Source organism: Quisquiliibacterium sp. (assembly GCF_982640115.1).
On sequence record NZ_CEXFHW010000090.1, the window covers coordinates 1 to 15,417 of the forward strand.

Sequence of the window (15,417 nt, forward strand, 5' to 3'; positions counted from 1 at the left end):
TCGAGCGCATCGTGGTCACCCACGGCGACACCAACGAGACCCCGTTCTCCACCGGCACCTATGCCTCGCGCTCCATCGTCATGGCCGGCGGCGCGGTGTCCAAGGCCTGCGAGGTGCTGGTCGCGCGGGTGCGGCCGCTGGCCGCCCATCTCGGCGCGGGCGCGCCCGATTCAGTGCGCCTGCAGGACGGCCGTTTCATCGGCGATGCCGGCGAGGTCAGCTGGCAGCAGCTTGGCGAGGCCTGGTACCACCGGCCCGAGCGCCTGCCGCCCGAGATGCACACCGGCGGGCTCGAGGTCACCGAGAGCTACAAGCCGGCGGTCGACACCGGCGTGTTCAGCTACGCCAGCCACGGCGCGCTGGTCGAGGTCGACCCCGGCAGCGGTCAGGTGAAGCTGCTCGATTACGCCATCTCCGAAGACTGCGGCACGCTGGTCAACCCCATGATCGTCGAGGGCCAGACCATCGGCGGCGCGGTCCAGGGCATCGGCACCGCGCTCTTCGAAGAGATGCCCTACGACCGCTCGGCGCAGCCGCTTGCCTCCACCTACGCCGACTACCTCCTGCCCGGTGCGGCCGAGATGCCCACCATCCGCATCGACCACACCGAGACACCCTCGCCGCATACCCGGCACGGCATCAAGGGCGTGGGCGAGGGCGGCGCCATCGCGCCGCCGGCGGCCATCCTCAACGCGGTCAATGCCGCGCTCGCCGAGTTCGGCGTCGAGTTCGCTGAAACCCCGCTCACGCCGCGCCGGCTGATCGGCGGGCTGCTGGCCGCCCGAGGCAGCGCATGAAGGCCGCCCCCTTTGCCTGGCAACGGCCGGCCAGCCTGCCCGCGGCGCTGCAGGCCCTGCAGGCCGAGGGCAGCAGTGCGGTGGGCGGCGGTCAGTCGCTCGGCCCCATGCTCAACCTGCGCCTGGCCCGTCCGGCCGCGCTGGTCGATCTGCGTCGCCTGCCCGAGCTGCGCGGCAGCGCGCTGCAGGATGGGGTCCTGCGCCTGGGTGCTGCCGTCACCCACGCCGAGATCGAAGACGGCCTGGTGCCCGACACCACCCGCGGCATGCTGCCCACCGTGGCCCGCGGCATCGCCTACCGCGCGGTGCGCAACCGCGGCACGCTCGGGGGCAGCCTGTGTCACGCCGACCCGGCCGCCGACTGGGTCAACGCCCTCATGGCGCTGGGCGCCACGGTGAGCCTGAGCAGCCCGCAGGGTACGCGGCGCCTGCCACTGGAAGACTTCATCATCGCCGGCTATGCCACCGCGCTGCAGCCTGGCGAGGTGCTCACCGAGGTCGAGCTGCCGGCCTTCGGCCCGGGCCTGAGCTGGGGCTATCACAAGCTCTGCCCCAAGGTGGGCGAGTTCGCCGACGCGATCGGCGTGGTGGTGGTCGATCCCGGCATCGGCTTCTGCCGGGTGCTGGTGGGCGCCATCGAGACCCGCCCGGCGCTGCTGCCTGACGCCGCCGGCCTGCTGCGCGAGGCCGCGCAGGCCCCTGACCCGCACGCCCTCTTCTCGGCCGCGGTCACCCGCGCCTGCCCGGGCGCAGACCCGGTCTTCATTCACCAGCACGCGGTGGCGCTGGTGCGCGCCCTCGCCCAGATGAACGCCCGCCAGCCATGATCACCCAGCTCGTCCAGCTCAGCGTCAACGGCGAGCGCGTGCAGCGGGTCTGCGAGCCGCGCACCCACCTCGGCGACTTCCTGCGCAAGGAGCTCGGCCTCACCGGCACGCACCTGTCCTGCGAGCACGGCGTGTGCGGCGCCTGCACCGTGCTGATCGACGGCGCGCCGCAGCGCTCGTGCATCACTTTCGCGGTGGCCTGCGAAGATGCCGAGGTCACCACCATCGAGGGCTACGGTACCGATCCCATCATGGCGGCGCTGCGTCGCGCCTTCCATGAGCACCACGCCCTGCAGTGCGGCTACTGCACGCCCGGCATGCTGTGCACCGCCCGCGACATCGTGCTGCGCCTGCCCGGGCCCGATCCGCAACGGGTGCGCAACGAGCTCGCCGGCAACATCTGCCGCTGCACCGGCTATGTCGGCATCGTCGAGGCCATCAGCGCGGTGCTGCAGGCCAAGGCCAGCGGAACGCTGACCATGCCCGCCGCGCAGCCCGCGCCGGCCGCGGGCCTGGGTCACGGCGCGGGTCAGGCCAGCGTGCTGCCCGCGGCTCCCGCAGCCACCGCGGCCACCGCGGTCACCGCAGCCACCGCGGCTCCCGGGGTTCACGCCACGCCGGTGGCTGCGCCGCCTGACGCCGCTGCGGCAGCCGCCACGCCAGCGCCCTCTGCCGCGGGCGCGGCCGGCGCCGATGCCCCCGCCACCTTCCCCGCCTGGACTCCCATCGTCCTGCCCGAGCACGGCGACTGGATCACCGTCACGCAGTCGCTGGCCCTGCCGGTGGCCCCCGACGCGGTCTGGCAGCGCCTGCAAGACCTGCCTCTGGTGGCGCGCTGCCTGCCCGGGGCGCGGGTGCTGCGCCATGAGGCCGAGCGCGCCGAGGGTCAGATCGACATCCGCTTCGGCCCCATCACCGCGGCCTTCGCCATGCGCGCCGAGCTCTTCCTGCAACCCGAGTCTCGCACCGGGCGCATGCATGCCGAGGGCACCGACCGCTTCAGCGGCACGCGGGTGCAGTCACGCCTGAACTACCAGGTGCTGCCCGAGGGCGAGGGTGCGTGCCGGCTCGCCCTGCAGCTCGCCTTCCAGCTCGCCGGGCCGCTCGCGCAGTTCTCGCGCAGCGGGCTGGTCACCGACTATGTCAACGAACTCGCGCGCCGCTTCGGCCGCAACCTCGAGCAGGCGGCGCTTGCCGGCCAGCCCGGTGCCGCGGCCCCGCCCGAGCTGCCGGCCGACAGCGGCCAGGCACCCAGCCTGCTCACGCTGCTCTGGGCGCGCCTGCGACGCTGGCTCGGTCTGTCCTGAGCTTCCCTGACAGGCCCCGATGCCGCCATGAGCCCCAACGCCAGCCCAAGCCCCGATGCCTCGCCGAGCGCTCACGAGGCGGCCACCCCAGACGCCTCCACCGAGACCTTCCGCAACGCGTTCCGTCAGGCCGTGCCGGCCGGGTACAGCGGCATTCGCCACGGCCTGGGCATTCTGGGCATCGGCCTGGTGCTGATCGGGCTTGCGCTGGCCGGGCTGCAGGGCCCGGTGCGCGCCTGGGAGTGGGCCTTTGCCGTGCCGGTGGTGCTCATCTGGAACGGCCTGGAATGGCTGGGCCACCGGGCGCTGCACCGGCCTGGCCGCGGCCCGCTCGCCCGCGCGCTCTACGCCCGTCACACCCTCACCCATCACCGCTTCTTCACGCGGCAGGCCGGCGCGCTGCGCGACAGCCGCGACCTGAAGATCGTGTTCTTCCCCTGGTTCGCCATCCTGCTGCTCACCGCCATGGCGCTGCCGGCGGTGCTGCTGACCGCGCTGGTGGTCTCGGTCAATGCCGCGCTGGTGTCGCTCATGGCCTGGGTGGGCATCTACCTGGTCTTCGAGTTCATGCACCTGTGCGCCCACCTGCCTGAAGGCGCACGGCTGGCCCGCGTGCCGGGCCTTGCCGCCATGCGCCGCCATCACCTCGCGCATCATGATCCCCGGCTCATGATGCAGGCCAACATGAACTTCACCCTGCCGCTGGCCGACTGGCTGGCCGGCACCCGCCAACCCTGACCACACCCCTCACCGGAGAACACCGCTTGATCACCGTGCTTCATGAAGACCGCTGCACCGACCTGCCCGGGGCCGTGCCCGCAGGGCAGTCGCTGTGGCTCACCCGAGACGAGATCGCGCAGGCCACCGGCTGGGACTGGAAGCCCGAAGGCCTGTGCAAGGACGACACCTGCGTGCCGGTACCCCGCGCCCGCGCCGAGGCCCTGGTGCGTGGCGATCGGCTCGACCTCGCCGGCATGTGGCGTCATCTCGGCCAGCCGCTCGCGGCCAACCCCGGCGGCGAGCACTGGGTGCTCGGCACCGGCGCGACCGAGCGCGGCCAGGCGCTGGCCAGCCTGCAGGCGCCCGACTTCGAGCTGCCCGACCTCGACGGCCGGATGCACCGGCTTTCCGATCACCGCGGCCGCAAGGTCTTCCTGGCCACCTGGGCCTCCTGGTGAGGTTGCCGAACCGACCTGTCCGTGTGGCAGGCACTGTTCGAGGAACTTCAATCGCAGGGCTTCATGGTGCTGGCCGTGGCGCTCGATCAACCCGAGGCGGCCGCGCCCTGGGTGGCGGCGGCCAAACCCACCTATCCCTGCCTGATCGACCGTGAGCATCGGGTGGCCGAGCTCTACAACCTGGTGAATGTGCCCGAGGCGGTCTGGATCGACGAGACCGGCCGCATCGTGCGCCCGCCCGAGAGCGCCGGCGCCACCGATGGCTTCCGCGCCATGGACCGCAAGACCTTCACCGTGCCCGAGGCGGTGCTGGCCGAGCGCGCCCGGGTGCGTTCGGTGTACCAGCAGGCCTTGCGCGACTGGGTGCTGAAAGGCACGGACAGTGAGCACGCGCTCGCGCCGGAAGACGCGGCCCGCAAGCTGGCCCGTCCGCAGCCCGAGATCGCCCAGGCGCATGCGCACTTCCGTCTGGGGCTGCATCTGCGGCGACTGAACCGCGAGGACGAGGCCCTGGCCGAGTTCGCGCAGGCCATCCGTCTGCACCCTGACTCCTGGGCGATGTGGCGGGAGTCGGCGCCCAAGGACGGCCGCGGTCTGGCCGCGGGCGAGGCCTTCTGGTCGCGGGTCGATGCCCTGGGCGAGCGGCCCTACTACCGGCCGATTGACCTGCCGGGCGTGCAGCCGGCATGAGCGGGCCGCGCGGTGCCGATGAGCGGCTGATGGATCTCGAGGTGAAGGCGAGCTTCGCCGAGGATCTGCTCGAGGAGCTCAACGGCATCGTGGCCCGGCAGCAGCAGCAGCTTGAGGCGCTCACCCGCGAGGTGATCCGGCTGCGCGAGCAGCTCGCCGGCCTGGAGGCCGGGCGCCAGCCCAGCCTGCGCGACGAGCTGCCACCGCACTACTAGGTGCGCGCCCTGGCGTAACACGCCCGCGCCGCCGCAGGGCAACGTCCCGAGCACGCCCCCAAACGACAAGGCCGCCGCCACCCAGCGCGGGCGGCGGCGGCCTTCGGGTGGGGCGGTGCGGCTTACTTGCCCGCCGGCACCGGCAGGTACTCGGTGACGGTCACCCAGCGACCGTTCTGGATCTGGGCCATGCGGCTCTTCTCGTTGCCCAGGCGCTTGGTGGTCGAGAACTTCAGCGGCGGCATGCCGTGCATGTCACCGGGGAAGGCGTGGGTCTCCATCGCCTTGATGAAGGTGTCGGTGGTCAGGTTGGGCCCGGCCACGCGCGCCGCGGTGACGAAGATGTCCATGATCGAGTACCCGTACGCCGAGAAGACCGTGGGATCCTCGTTGAACTTGGTCTTGTACTTGGCCGACCAGAAGCGGATCTTGTCGTCGGTGGTGTCGGCGTAGGGCTGGGCGGTGGTGTGCATGGCGTACAGGCCGTCGACCACCTTGCCGCCGAGCTTGTGCACCAGGTCGTTGTAGACCGCGGCCGAGCCGAAGAAGTCCGGCGAGAAGCCGGTCTTGCGGGCCTCGCCCATGGTGCCGATGGTCTCGCGCAGGATGGTGCCCATCACCACCAGGTCGCAGCCCGCGCCCTTCATGCGCGCCACCTGCGACGAGAAGTCGGTGGCGCCGCGCTTGTAGGTGGTCTTCTCGGTCCAGGTCTTGCCCATGGCCTTGAGCGAGTCATCGGCGCCGCGGAACACCTCCAGACCGAACTCGTCGTCCTGGTAGATGATGCAGGGCTTCTCGTACTTCTTGCGCTTCATCATCTCGGGCAGGCCGGCGCGCATCTGGTCGAAGTAGGTGGCTGCGAACGAGAACTTCAGCTTGTGGAAGGGCTCGTACATTTCCCGCGCCGAGGTCACCGGCAGGAAGTTGATCACGCCCTTCTCGAACTGCACCGGCATGGCGGCGTTGTTCTGCGCGGTGCCGGTGTGGCCGGCCACGATGAAGACCTTGTCCTGGTTGACCAGCTTCTGGGCGGCGAGCACGGCCTTCTTGGGATCGTAGCCGTCGTCTTCCACCAGCAGCCTGATCTTGCGGCCATGGATGCCGCCCTGCTCGTTGATCTCGTCGACACGCAGCTGCAGGCCGTTGCGGGTCTGCTTGCCCAGCGCGGCGATGGGGCCGGAGATGTCGAGGATCGAGCCGACGAGGATCTCGGTCTTGGTCACGCCCTGCTGCTGGGCGGCGGCGCTGCCGCTGGCCACGGCCAGGGCGATGGCGCTCAGGCTCAGAGCGGCTGTCTTCACCAGTTTCATGTGGGTCTCCTGTGGTGGGGCTGCGATCGGTGTGCCGATCGGTTCTACGGGTTTGATCCGCTCGCGTACATGCTCTCGATCATCGCGGCGTATTTCTTCTGCACCAGGTTGCGCTTGAGCTTCATGGTGGGGGTGAGCTCCTCGTCCTCGGGGGTGAGCTGGTTCTCGAGCAGCCGGAACTGCTTGACCTGCTCCACCCGCGCGAACTTCGCATTGACCCGGTCGATCTCCTTCTGCACCAGCGCGTGCACCTCGGGGGCCCGGGTGAGGCTGGCGTAGTTCGAGAAGGGCACATCATGGTCCTGCGCGAACTTCTCGACATTCTCCTGGTCGATCATGATCAGCGCGGTGAGGTAGGCGCGCTTGTCGCCGATCACCACCGCGTCAGTCACATAGGGCGAGAACTTCAGCTCGTTCTCCCACTCGCTGGGCGTGATGTTCTTGCCACCGGCCGTGATGATGATGTCCTTCATCCGGTCGGTGATGTAGAAGTAGCCGTCGTCATCCACGCGGCCCACATCGCCGGTGTGCAGCCAGCCCTCGGCGTCGATGGTCTCGGCGGTCTTCTCGGGCTGGTTCAGATAGCCCTTGATGACATTGGGCCCGCGCAGCAGGATCTCGCCAGTGCCTTCGGCGATGCGCATCTCGATGCCGGGGCCGGGCTGGCCGATGCTGCCCGGGCGCACCGCGCGCCGCGGGTTGATGCTGCCGCCGCCGCAGGTCTCGGTCATGCCCCAGGCCTCGCGCAGCGGAATGCCCAGGGTGAAGTACCAGCGGATGAGATCGGCCGAGATGGGCGCCGCGCCGGTCAGGCCCAGCTCCACGCGGCTCAGGCCGGTCATGCGGCGCACATTGTTCAGCACCGCCCAGCGCGCGATGGCACCGCGCAGCGCCAGCCCCGGGCCGGGCTCGCGGCCTTCGGCGCGGCAGCGCGCCAGCGCGCCGCCCACGCCGATCGCCCATGCATAGGCGGCCTGCTGCAGCTTGCCGGCCTCGCTCAGGCTGATCATCACCTGCGAGTAGATCTTCTCCCAGACCCGCGGCACGGCGAAGAACACATGCGGCTGGATCTCGCGCAGGTTCTCGAAGACCGTCTCGGGGTTCTCCACGAAGTTGACCACCGAGCGCCGCATGATCGGCACGTACTCGCCGATCATGCGCTCGGCCACATGGCACAGCGGCAGGAAGGCGATGCGCTCGTCGCCCTCGCGCACGCCCTCGAAGGCGCTGCTCGACAGGCCGCTCAGCACCGAGCAGACATTGCGATGGGTGATCATCGCGCCCTTGGGCCGGCCGGTGGTCCCCGAGGTGTAGACCAGGATGGCCACATCGTCGCTGCCGCGGCTGGCTGCGCGCTGCGCGATCAGGCCGGGCTCGGCCTTCAGGCGCTCACGGCCCAGGGCGCGCAGCGCATCCAGGCTGATCACCTGCGGGTCGTCGAGGTTGGCCAGGCCTTCCATGTTGAAGACGATCAGCTTGCGCAGGCCGGGCAGCTGGTCGCGCACCTCGAGGGCCTTGTCGAGCTGCTCGTCATTCTCCACGAACAGGTAGACGCTGGCAGAGTCTTCGCACAGGTACTTCACTTGCGGCGCGGCGTCAGTGGGGTAGATGCCGTTGCACACCCCGCCCACCGAGAGCACTGCCAGATCGGCCCACACCCACTCGCGCGAGGTATTGGCCAGCACCGAGGCCACTTCGCCGGGCGCAAAGCCCAGGCTCACGAGGCCGGCACCGATCTCGGACACCAGGGTGCCCACATCGCGCCAGCTGTAGGCGCGCCAGATGCCCAGGTCCTTCTGGCGCATCATGGGCCGGTCGCCGAGTTCCTCGACCCGCTTCCAGAAGAGCGCGGGCAGGGTCGTGAAGTCGATCGGCTCGGGCTGCCAGCCGATCTGGTCGCCGGTGACGATGCGGTGCGGATCGGGGGTGGTGCTCATCGCCAGGTCTTCTTCTTCTTCCAGCGGCGCTCGCCGCGGACGCCGGTTTCCTTCATGCCGAGATAGAACTCCTTGATGTCGTCCTTCTCGCGCAGCACCGCACAGCTGTCCTGCATGACGATGCGGCCGTTCTCGAGCACATAGCCGAAGTCGGCGGCGTTCAGGGCCATGTTGGCGTTCTGCTCCACCAGCAGGATGGAGGTGCCGCGCTCGCGGTTGATGCGCACCACGATCTCGAAGATCTCCTTGGTGAGCCGCGGCGACAGGCCCAGGCTGGGTTCGTCGAGCAGGATGAGCTCGGGCGCGGCCATGATGGCGCGCGAGATGGCGAGCATCTGCTGCTGCCCGCCCGAGAGCAGGCCGGCGTTCTGCGCGGCGCGCTCCTTCAGGATGGGGAAGTAGCGGTAGACGGTCTCGAGGTCACGGGCGGCGCCGTCGCGATCCTTGCGGGTGTAGGCGCCCATCAGCAGGTTGTCGCGCACCGACAGCAGCGGGAACACCTCGCGGCCCTCGGGCACATGCGACAGGCCCAGGCGCACGATGTGGGCGGGGTCCTGCGCGGTGATGTCCTGGCCGTTGAACTCCACGCTGCCGCGGCGCGGGTCGATGATCCCGGAGATGGTCTTCAGGATGGTGGTCTTGCCCGCGCCGTTGGAGCCGAGCACGGTGGCGATCTGGCCGCGGATGACTTCCAGGCTCACGCCGCGGATGGCGCGGATGGGGCCGTAGGCGCTCTCGACATTGGCCAGGCGCAGCACGGCCTGCGAGGCGGCGCCGGTGTCGGCCACCGCGGCGGCGGCCGCGCTGGCGGGGGCGGAAGTGACGGTGTCGGCGCTCATGCGGTGGGCCTGCGCAGGGAAGACATGTCTTCCATGGAGCCGAGATAGGCCTCGATCACCCCGGGGTCGGACTGCACCTGCGCCGGCGTGCCCACGGCCAGGGTCTCGCCCTGATTCATGGCCAGCACCCGATCAGACACCCGCGAGACCAGCGACATGTCGTGCTCCACCATGAGCACGGTGATGCCGAGCTCGTTGCGGATGTCCTGGATCCAGAAGGCCATGTCGTCGGTCTCCTCGACATTCAGGCCCGAGGAAGGCTCGTCGAGAAGCAGCAGGCGCGGCTGGGTGCACAGCGCGCGGGCCAGCTCCACCACCTTGCGCACGCCGTAGGGCAGACCGGCCACCAGGGAATCGCGGTGGTGCTGCAGGTCGAGGAATTCGATGACCCGCTCCACCGCCTCGCGGGCCTGCATCTCGGCGCGGCGCACCGAGGGCGTGAAGAAGAGCTCCTGCCAGAAGCCGGTGCTGCGATGCACATGGTGGCCGATGAGCAGGTTCTGCAGCACCGTGGCGTACTCGAAGAGCTCGATGTTCTGGAAGGTGCGGGCGATGCCCATGCCGGCGATGGCATGGGCGGGCATGCTGGTAAGCAGCTTCCCGTCGAACGCGATGCTGCCGGCCGTGGGGGTGTAGATGCGGCTGATCAGGTTGAAGACGGTGGTCTTGCCCGCGCCGTTGGGGCCGATGAGCGTGAAGACCTCGCCACGCTGCACATCGAAGCTCACGCCGTTGACCGCCAGCACGCCGCCAAAGCGCACCTGCAGGTCGCGGGCCGAGAGCAGCGGGCCGCCGGCCGGGGATGCCTGGGCCGCACTCATTTCAGCCGCTCCGACTTGGTGAAGCTCTTCTGCCGCTTGAACATGCCCTTGCGATAGAACGGGAAGAGCTGGAACCAGGTGCGCACCTTCAGCCAGCGGCCATACAGGCCCATGGGCTCGAAGAGCACGATCAGCACCAGCACCAGGCCGTAGACCACCGCCTGCAGGCCGGCGGCCTGACCGATCTCGGGGGGCAGCAGGTCCTTGGACACCGCGATCAGCTGGGGCAGGGTGATCACGAAGATGGCGCCCAGGAAGGCGCCGTGCACGAAGCCCAGGCCGCCCACCACCACCAGCAGCAGCAGCTCCACCGACTGCAGCAGGCTGAACTGGTCAGGGGTGATGAAGCGGATGTTGTGGGCGTAGAGCGCGCCGGAGATGCCCGCCATGGCCGCCGAGATGGCAAAGGCCAGCCCCTTGAACCAGGCGAGCTGGATGCCCATGCTCTGGGCCGAGATCTCGGAGTCTCGGATGGCCACGAAGGCGCGGCCGGTGGGCGAGCGCAGCAGGTTGAGCACCGCCAGCGTGACCGCCACGCAGATCACCAGGCACAGGTAGTAGAACGATTCCTTGCTCTCGAGCTTCAGGCCGAAGAAGTCGGGCGCCTTCAGGTGCATGCCGGCATTGCCACCGGTGACCGACTCCCAGCGCGCGAAGACTTCCTCCACGATGAAGCCGAAGGCCAGCGTGGCAATGCCCAGGTAGATGCCCTTGACCCGCAGCGCCGGCACACCCACCACCACGCCCACGCCCGCCGACACCGCGATGGCCGCCAGCAGCGCCACCGGAAAGGGCACGCCCATGCTGGTGAGCACGCCCTGCGTGTAGGCGCCCACGCCCATGAAGGCGGCATGACCGATGGACACCTGCCCGGTGTAGCCGGCCAGCAGCATCAGGCCCAGGCCCGCCACCGAGAAGATCAGCACCAGGGTGACCTGGGCCAGCCAGTACTCGGGCAGCACCCAGGGCGTGACGCACAGCAGGGCGAGCAGGGCGCCGTACCAGAAGCGGTGGCCCTCGTGCCTGGCCAGGCGGATGTCCTGGTCATAGGTGGTCTTGAACAGGAAGCGCATGTTCAGACCTTCTTGCGCAGCTTCTCGCCGAACAGGCCGTTCGGCATGAACCACAGCATGAGCAGCACCACGATGTAGGGCGCGATGTCCTTGAAGCCATCAGGCAGGTAGAAGCCCGAGAGCGACTCGACCACGCCGATGATCAGCCCGCCCACGATGGCCCCGGGCAGGCTGCCGAAGCCGCCCACCACCGCCGCCGGGAAGGCCTTCAGGCCGGTGAGACCGAGGTTGGCATGCACCATGGTGATCGGCGCGAGCAGCAGGCCGGCAATGGCGGCCACGCCCGCGGCCAGCGCCCAGACCAGGCCGTTGAGCGCCTTCACCGGAATGCCCATGTAGTAGGCCGCCAGCTGGTTCTGCGACGAGGCCTGCATGGCGATGCCCAGCGTGGTGTAGCGGAAGGCCGCGTAGAGCACGCCGCACAGCACCGCGGTGCTGGCGATGATCACCACATGCTCCACCGACACCACCAGCTCGCCGAGGTTCCAGACCATGTCCTTGTAGGGCACCGGCAGGGCGTGGGTCTCGGTGCCCACGGCCGGGATCATGAGAATCAGGCCGCGCACGATGTAGCCGATGCCGATGGTGAGCATCACGATGGTGAACTGCGGCTGCCCGAGGATGGGCCGGATCACCAGGCGCTCGACCAGCAAGCCGAACACGCCCATGGCCAGCATGGAGGCGATGACGGCCACCCAGAACGGGAAGCCCAGCAGGGTGACGGCACCCAGACCGATGAAGGAGCCCAGCATCATCAGGTCACCCTGCACGAAGCTGACGGTCTCGGTGGCCTTGTAGATCAGCACGAAGCCCAGCGCGATCAGGCCGTAGATGCAGCCCTGCGCGATGCCGCTGATGACCAGTTGTAGGAATTGCACGCGTGTCTCGAGCGCTGCGGCTTTTTATGGTTGTTTTGCAGGGCACCAGTGCAGCACCCTGAGTCGGCGGGCTAATCTAGCATGAGAGCGTGCAAGTTTTGCAAGCTGCAACGCAGGCACCATTCCGGAGGATGTCATGTCGGATCTCATCGCACGGCTGACGCGCCTGGCCGAGCGCGTCAATCAGGACGCGTGGCTGGTGCAGCGCGGGCGCTTCGTGGACGCCACCGTGCTGCTCGATGCGCAGAGCAGCCAGCATCTGATCAGCGTGCGCCAGGGCCGCATCGCAGCGCTGACCCACGGCCCTTTCGTGATGCCGAGCTGGACCTTCGCGCTGCGCGCGCCGCTGTCGGAGTGGCAGGCCTTCTGGCAGCCGCTACCCGCGCCGGGCCATCACGACCTCTTTGCCATGCGCCGTCGCAAGGTGCTCAGCATCGAGGGCAATCTGCAGCCCTTCATGGCCAACCTGCTGTGGTTCAAGGATGTGCTGGCGGCGGGGCGGGGAGAGACGGTGCCGTCAGGCGCCCAGCAGACGGCGGGCCAGTAGCGATTGCAGGTCTCGGCGGCCATCGATGATGAGGTGAATGACCACCCGGTCGTCCTGGACGCGGTAAATCACGCGATAGGGCTTGAAGCCGGTCTGGCGGAATTCGCGAATGCCCAGGCCCAGAAGCTCCGGTGGGTGGGCGCCGCGATCAGGGAACTGCGCCAGTGACTCGATGACCTGGGTGATCTGGTCGACCAGGCGGTGGGCCGCTCCGGTGCCGTCTTGCGCGGCAACATGATCAAACAGGGACTCAAGGTCGTGCTCGGCGCCCCGGGTGAGAAGAACCCGATGGCGGCCTGCGCGCCGGGTCATGGCGCCGGATGCTTCTTCTTCAGGCGGGCAAGCACTTCGAGCGCGGGTTGAACCCGGCCGGCCGCCACATCCTGCTCGCCCAGGGCGAGGATCTTGAGCAGGGCGAGGGTTTCCTGGGTTTGTTCGAAGGACGCGATGTCCTGCACGACGGCTTTCGCCTCGCCATGCTGGGTGATGACGAGCGGTTCGCGGACTTCGGCCAGTTCGGTCAGGACCTCTGCCGCATTGGCTTTCAGGTAGCTGATGGGCTTGACGCGTGTTGAGTAGCGCATGGGGATGCCTTCCTGGGGTGGACCAAAGATAGACCGTTAATGGTCCGATGGTCAAGCGCCGAGCTATACTCGCCAAACGCTGTTCACCCCAAGACCGCCCCATGCCCGATCCCGCCTTCGACCCCATCACCGGCCGCTACCTGCGGCTGAGCATCGAGGGTGTGCCGCACCGGGTGTATGTGGAGGAGGCGGGGCAGGGCATCCCGCTGCTGTGCCTGCACACCGCGGGGGCCGACACCCGGCAGTGGCGCGGCGTGATGACTGACCCCGAGGTGCTGTCGCGTTATCGGGTCATCGCCTTTGACATGCCCTGGCACGGCAAGTCGTCGCCGCCCGCGGGCTGGCAGAACGCGGAGTACCGGCTCACCACGGCGGGCTATGTGGCGCAGGTGCTGGCGGTGTCTGATGCGCTGGCCCTGGCGCGGCCGGTGGTCATGGGCTGCTCCATCGGCGGGCGGCTGGTGCTGCAGCTGGCGCTGTCGCATCCCGAGCGTTTTCGCGCGGCCATCGGCCTGCAGGCTGGCGCGCATGTCGATCCGTACTACGACACCACCTGGCTGCACCACCCCGACGCCCATGGCGGCGAGGTGTGCGCGGGCGTGGTCTCAGGGCTGGTGGGGCCGCAGGCGCCGGTGGCCGAGCGCTGGGAGACGCTGTGGCACTACATGCAGGGCGGCCCGGGGGTGTTCAAGGGCGACCTGTACTTCTACAAGGTAGACGGCGACATCCGCGGCAAGGTGGCCGGCATCGACACGCGCCGCTGCCCGCTCTACCTGCTCACCGGCGAGTACGACTACTCCTGCACGCCGGCCGAGACGCTGGCCGTGGCCGCCAGCGTGCCAGGCGCCAGGGCTACCATCATGAGCGGGCTGGGGCACTTCCCCATGAGCGAAGATCCGCAGCGGTTCCTGGGCTATCTCAGGCCGGTGCTGGGGGAGATTGCGGGGCAGCCGTAAGCCTTGAATCAACCCACCACATGTGCCTGCACCCCCCGGCGCGGTGAGGGCCCCACCGCCGGAGCGTGCCCCAGGCGGGCCCACATCTGCACGGTGGCCTGCGGCCGGGGCGCCTGCAGCAGGGCGGGAATCAGCGTGTAGGGCTCGGCCACCTCGGGGTAGTCCGGCAGGGCCTGCGAGAGCGGCTGCATGGCCAGGCCCTGCGCGGTGGCGGCCAGCTGGGCGCGCGCCCAGGCGCGGCCGGCATTGATCTGGGTGCGGCGGTCATTGCCCTCGGTGATCAGCCAGAAGAAGGCCGGGGTGGTGGCGATCTTGTCGTTGAACTCGCTGATCTGCTGGCCGATGGCGGCATCGTCGGCAGCGGGCGGCTTGCTGCGATCGAACAGACCCGTGGCGGCCAGCGCGCGCACCAGGGGCGTGTTGATGGACAGGCCGTCGCGGTGACGGGCGATCTCGGTGGGCCCCACCCGCAGCCAGCGGTAGGTCTCCATGATGGTGCGGGTGGTGCGCAGCTCAATGCGGAAGGCGTCCCTCGCAATGGCCCGGTGCCGGGCCAGCAGCTGCGGTTGCGCCGCGCCCACGAACCCGGCGCGCAGCGGCACGCCCGCCATGAAGGGCGTGGCGGCGGGGGCCACGCTGGCGGCGATCGCCTGCAGAGCGGCCGGCGCGGGCTCCTGCGGAAGGTAGGCCTCGCGGTTGGTGCGTCGACGCACGATCTGCGCAAAGAGCGGGTCGGGCCGCAGGGATGCGTCGGCAATCAGGCGGATGCGGGCGGTGGGGCGGGCGTCGGGCTGGGCGCCCTCGTACGCGCCCTTCGGAAAGAGCGTGATGTCGGCGCGCAGGCCGCGCTCGCGGGCGGCGATGTCGAGCAGCTCAAGGAAGGTGCCCTGGCTCATCATCATCTGGCGAGACAGCGGATCGGTCTCGGGCAGCAGGCGCTCGCGGTCGCAGTAGAGCGTGATGGTGTCGGGCTCGGCAAGGTCCACCTGCCACGACTGCAGGTTGTGCGAGTGCGGCGCCAGGATGGCGTAGCCGAGCAGCCAGCGGCGCAGGTCGCTTTCCTGCGTGCCGGCCTGCTGCCAGGCGGCAAGCGCCTCGGCGGGCAGTTCGCTGCTGCAGCCGGAAACGCCGGTGGCGGTGGCGGCAAGGACGATCCCGCCGCCGGTGATGCGGATGAAGGCTCTGCGATGCATGGCGGGCTCCGGGCTCAGGGGTGGGGTGGACATGACGCCATTGTGGGAAGCCCCGCAGCCCTGCACAATTGCCTGTACCCAAGCATCAGTTATTCAGAATTGCATAGCCATGTCCAAGGCCGCTGCAGCCGCATCGCCCGCGGGGTTTGACTGGACGCTGGTGCGCTCGTTTCTTGCGGCGCTCGAGCACGGCAGTCTGCTGGCCGGCGCGCGGGCGCTGGGCCTGAGCCAGCCCACCCTGGGCCGGCACATCGCCGAGCTGGAG

18 protein-coding genes are annotated in these 15,417 nt (G+C 69.4%); 9 read left to right on the plus strand and 9 right to left on the minus strand.

Translation table 11 applies throughout. From position 1 onward, the window contains the following. The 6 genes from AC2H6A_RS11370 to AC2H6A_RS11395 form a co-directional block, all read left to right on the plus strand. The coding region (locus AC2H6A_RS11370) for a xanthine dehydrogenase family protein molybdopterin-binding subunit (RefSeq protein WP_484273586.1) at window positions 1-797 on the plus strand (797 nt) is incomplete at its 5' end. After that, the gene (locus AC2H6A_RS11375) at window positions 794-1,624 is read left to right on the plus strand and encodes an FAD binding domain-containing protein (protein WP_484273588.1); all 831 of its coding nucleotides are present in this window, start codon (window positions 794-796) and stop codon (window positions 1,622-1,624) included. The genes AC2H6A_RS11370 and AC2H6A_RS11375, both read left to right, overlap by 4 nt. Then, window positions 1,621-2,931 carry a 2Fe-2S iron-sulfur cluster-binding protein gene (locus tag AC2H6A_RS11380; protein WP_484273590.1) on the plus strand — a complete coding sequence of 437 codons (1,311 nt, stop codon included), beginning with the start codon at window positions 1,621-1,623 and terminating at the stop codon, window positions 2,929-2,931. Before AC2H6A_RS11375 ends, AC2H6A_RS11380 begins: the two co-directional genes overlap by 4 nt. Window positions 2,932-2,958: 27 nt before the next feature. Continuing rightward, a complete protein-coding gene (locus tag AC2H6A_RS11385) occupies window positions 2,959-3,669 on the plus strand; it encodes a sterol desaturase family protein (protein ID WP_484273591.1) in 711 nt (236 codons plus the stop codon). Window positions 3,670-3,695: 26 nt separating this feature from the next. Further along, window positions 3,696-4,799 (plus strand): ResA-like WAxxUGC motif-containing protein, encoded by a 1,104-nt coding sequence (locus AC2H6A_RS11390; protein ID WP_484273593.1) that lies wholly within the window; start codon window positions 3,696-3,698, stop codon window positions 4,797-4,799. Then, window positions 4,796-5,014, plus strand: coding sequence for a SlyX family protein (locus AC2H6A_RS11395; protein ID WP_484273595.1), 219 nt, complete (start codon window positions 4,796-4,798; stop codon window positions 5,012-5,014). The genes AC2H6A_RS11390 and AC2H6A_RS11395 overlap by 4 nt, the downstream gene beginning before the upstream one ends. Before the next feature lie 122 nt (window positions 5,015-5,136). Here the strand turns inward: AC2H6A_RS11395 and AC2H6A_RS11400 are convergent, their stop codons facing one another. From AC2H6A_RS11400 to AC2H6A_RS11425, 6 genes are read right to left on the minus strand one after another with little or no spacing between them, the layout of a single operon-like run. Beyond that, window positions 5,137-6,324, minus strand: coding sequence for an ABC transporter substrate-binding protein (locus AC2H6A_RS11400; RefSeq protein ID WP_484273597.1), 1,188 nt, complete (start codon window positions 6,322-6,324; stop codon window positions 5,137-5,139). 44 nt (window positions 6,325-6,368) lie between these two features. After that, on the minus strand, window positions 6,369-8,261 hold the full coding sequence (locus AC2H6A_RS11405; RefSeq protein ID WP_484273599.1) for an AMP-dependent synthetase/ligase: 1,893 nt from the start codon (window positions 8,259-8,261) through the stop codon (window positions 6,369-6,371). Continuing rightward, window positions 8,258-9,100 (minus strand): ABC transporter ATP-binding protein, encoded by an 843-nt coding sequence (locus AC2H6A_RS11410; protein WP_484273601.1) that lies wholly within the window; start codon window positions 9,098-9,100, stop codon window positions 8,258-8,260. Before AC2H6A_RS11410 ends, AC2H6A_RS11405 begins: the two co-directional genes overlap by 4 nt. Further along, window positions 9,097-9,921, minus strand: a complete 825-nt coding sequence (locus AC2H6A_RS11415; protein ID WP_484273602.1) for an ABC transporter ATP-binding protein — start codon at window positions 9,919-9,921, stop codon at window positions 9,097-9,099. The genes AC2H6A_RS11410 and AC2H6A_RS11415 overlap by 4 nt, the downstream gene beginning before the upstream one ends. Then, window positions 9,918-10,994, minus strand: coding sequence for a branched-chain amino acid ABC transporter permease (locus AC2H6A_RS11420; RefSeq protein ID WP_484273604.1), 1,077 nt, complete (start codon window positions 10,992-10,994; stop codon window positions 9,918-9,920). The genes AC2H6A_RS11415 and AC2H6A_RS11420 overlap by 4 nt, the downstream gene beginning before the upstream one ends. Window positions 10,995-10,996: 2 nt before the next feature. After that, a complete protein-coding gene (locus AC2H6A_RS11425) occupies window positions 10,997-11,872 on the minus strand; it encodes a branched-chain amino acid ABC transporter permease (RefSeq protein ID WP_484273606.1) in 876 nt (291 codons plus the stop codon). Window positions 11,873-12,008: 136 nt separating this feature from the next. Between AC2H6A_RS11425 and AC2H6A_RS11430 the strand changes: the two genes are divergently transcribed. Continuing rightward, entirely contained in the window at window positions 12,009-12,419 is a 411-nt protein-coding gene (locus tag AC2H6A_RS11430; protein ID WP_484273607.1) for a hypothetical protein, read from the plus strand. Here the strand turns inward: AC2H6A_RS11430 and AC2H6A_RS11435 are convergent. Continuing rightward, complete coding sequence (locus AC2H6A_RS11435; protein WP_484273608.1) at window positions 12,390-12,731, minus strand: type II toxin-antitoxin system RelE/ParE family toxin; 342 nt, start codon at window positions 12,729-12,731, stop codon at window positions 12,390-12,392. The two genes, AC2H6A_RS11430 and AC2H6A_RS11435, sit on opposite strands and share 30 nt — an antisense overlap. Then, window positions 12,728-13,003: a type II toxin-antitoxin system Phd/YefM family antitoxin gene (locus tag AC2H6A_RS11440; RefSeq protein WP_484273610.1), complete on the minus strand. Its 276-nt coding sequence runs from the start codon at window positions 13,001-13,003 to the stop codon at window positions 12,728-12,730. Before AC2H6A_RS11440 ends, AC2H6A_RS11435 begins: the two co-directional genes overlap by 4 nt. A 101-nt stretch (window positions 13,004-13,104) precedes the next feature. Here AC2H6A_RS11440 and AC2H6A_RS11445 point away from each other — a divergent pair, with 101 nt between their 5' ends. After that, window positions 13,105-13,959 (plus strand): alpha/beta fold hydrolase, encoded by an 855-nt coding sequence (locus AC2H6A_RS11445; RefSeq protein ID WP_484273612.1) that lies wholly within the window; start codon window positions 13,105-13,107, stop codon window positions 13,957-13,959. Between the two features lie 8 nt (window positions 13,960-13,967). Here AC2H6A_RS11445 and AC2H6A_RS11450 read toward each other — a convergent pair whose 3' ends face one another. Beyond that, on the minus strand, window positions 13,968-15,152 hold the full coding sequence (locus tag AC2H6A_RS11450; protein ID WP_484273614.1) for an Acg family FMN-binding oxidoreductase: 1,185 nt from the start codon (window positions 15,150-15,152) through the stop codon (window positions 13,968-13,970). A 109-nt stretch (window positions 15,153-15,261) separates the two neighbouring features. Here AC2H6A_RS11450 and AC2H6A_RS11455 point away from each other — a divergent pair. Continuing rightward, a partial coding sequence (locus tag AC2H6A_RS11455) for a LysR family transcriptional regulator (protein WP_484273615.1) occupies window positions 15,262-15,417 on the plus strand: 156 nt, incomplete at its 3' end.

What these genes read in the sequence shown, in the direction of transcription:
- AC2H6A_RS11375 (WP_484273588.1), top strand. Translation starts at nt 794, where the DNA reads ATGAAGGCCGCCCCCTTTGCCTGGCAACGGCCGGCCAGCCTGCCCGCG.
- AC2H6A_RS11380 (WP_484273590.1), top strand. Translation starts at nt 1,621, where the DNA reads ATGATCACCCAGCTCGTCCAGCTCAGCGTCAACGGCGAGCGCGTGCAG.
- AC2H6A_RS11385 (WP_484273591.1), top strand. Translation starts at nt 2,959, where the DNA reads ATGAGCCCCAACGCCAGCCCAAGCCCCGATGCCTCGCCGAGCGCTCAC.
- AC2H6A_RS11395 (WP_484273595.1), top strand. Translation starts at nt 4,796, where the DNA reads ATGAGCGGGCCGCGCGGTGCCGATGAGCGGCTGATGGATCTCGAGGTG.
- AC2H6A_RS11400 (WP_484273597.1), bottom strand. Translation starts at nt 6,324, where the DNA reads ATGAAACTGGTGAAGACAGCCGCTCTGAGCCTGAGCGCCATCGCCCTG.
- AC2H6A_RS11405 (WP_484273599.1), bottom strand. Translation starts at nt 8,261, where the DNA reads ATGAGCACCACCCCCGATCCGCACCGCATCGTCACCGGCGACCAGATC.
- AC2H6A_RS11410 (WP_484273601.1), bottom strand. Translation starts at nt 9,100, where the DNA reads ATGAGCGCCGACACCGTCACTTCCGCCCCCGCCAGCGCGGCCGCCGCC.
- AC2H6A_RS11415 (WP_484273602.1), bottom strand. Translation starts at nt 9,921, where the DNA reads ATGAGTGCGGCCCAGGCATCCCCGGCCGGCGGCCCGCTGCTCTCGGCC.
- AC2H6A_RS11420 (WP_484273604.1), bottom strand. Translation starts at nt 10,994, where the DNA reads ATGCGCTTCCTGTTCAAGACCACCTATGACCAGGACATCCGCCTGGCC.
- AC2H6A_RS11430 (WP_484273607.1), top strand. Translation starts at nt 12,009, where the DNA reads ATGTCGGATCTCATCGCACGGCTGACGCGCCTGGCCGAGCGCGTCAAT.
- AC2H6A_RS11435 (WP_484273608.1), bottom strand. Translation starts at nt 12,731, where the DNA reads ATGACCCGGCGCGCAGGCCGCCATCGGGTTCTTCTCACCCGGGGCGCC.
- AC2H6A_RS11440 (WP_484273610.1), bottom strand. Translation starts at nt 13,003, where the DNA reads ATGCGCTACTCAACACGCGTCAAGCCCATCAGCTACCTGAAAGCCAAT.
- AC2H6A_RS11445 (WP_484273612.1), top strand. Translation starts at nt 13,105, where the DNA reads ATGCCCGATCCCGCCTTCGACCCCATCACCGGCCGCTACCTGCGGCTG.
- AC2H6A_RS11450 (WP_484273614.1), bottom strand. Translation starts at nt 15,152, where the DNA reads ATGCATCGCAGAGCCTTCATCCGCATCACCGGCGGCGGGATCGTCCTT.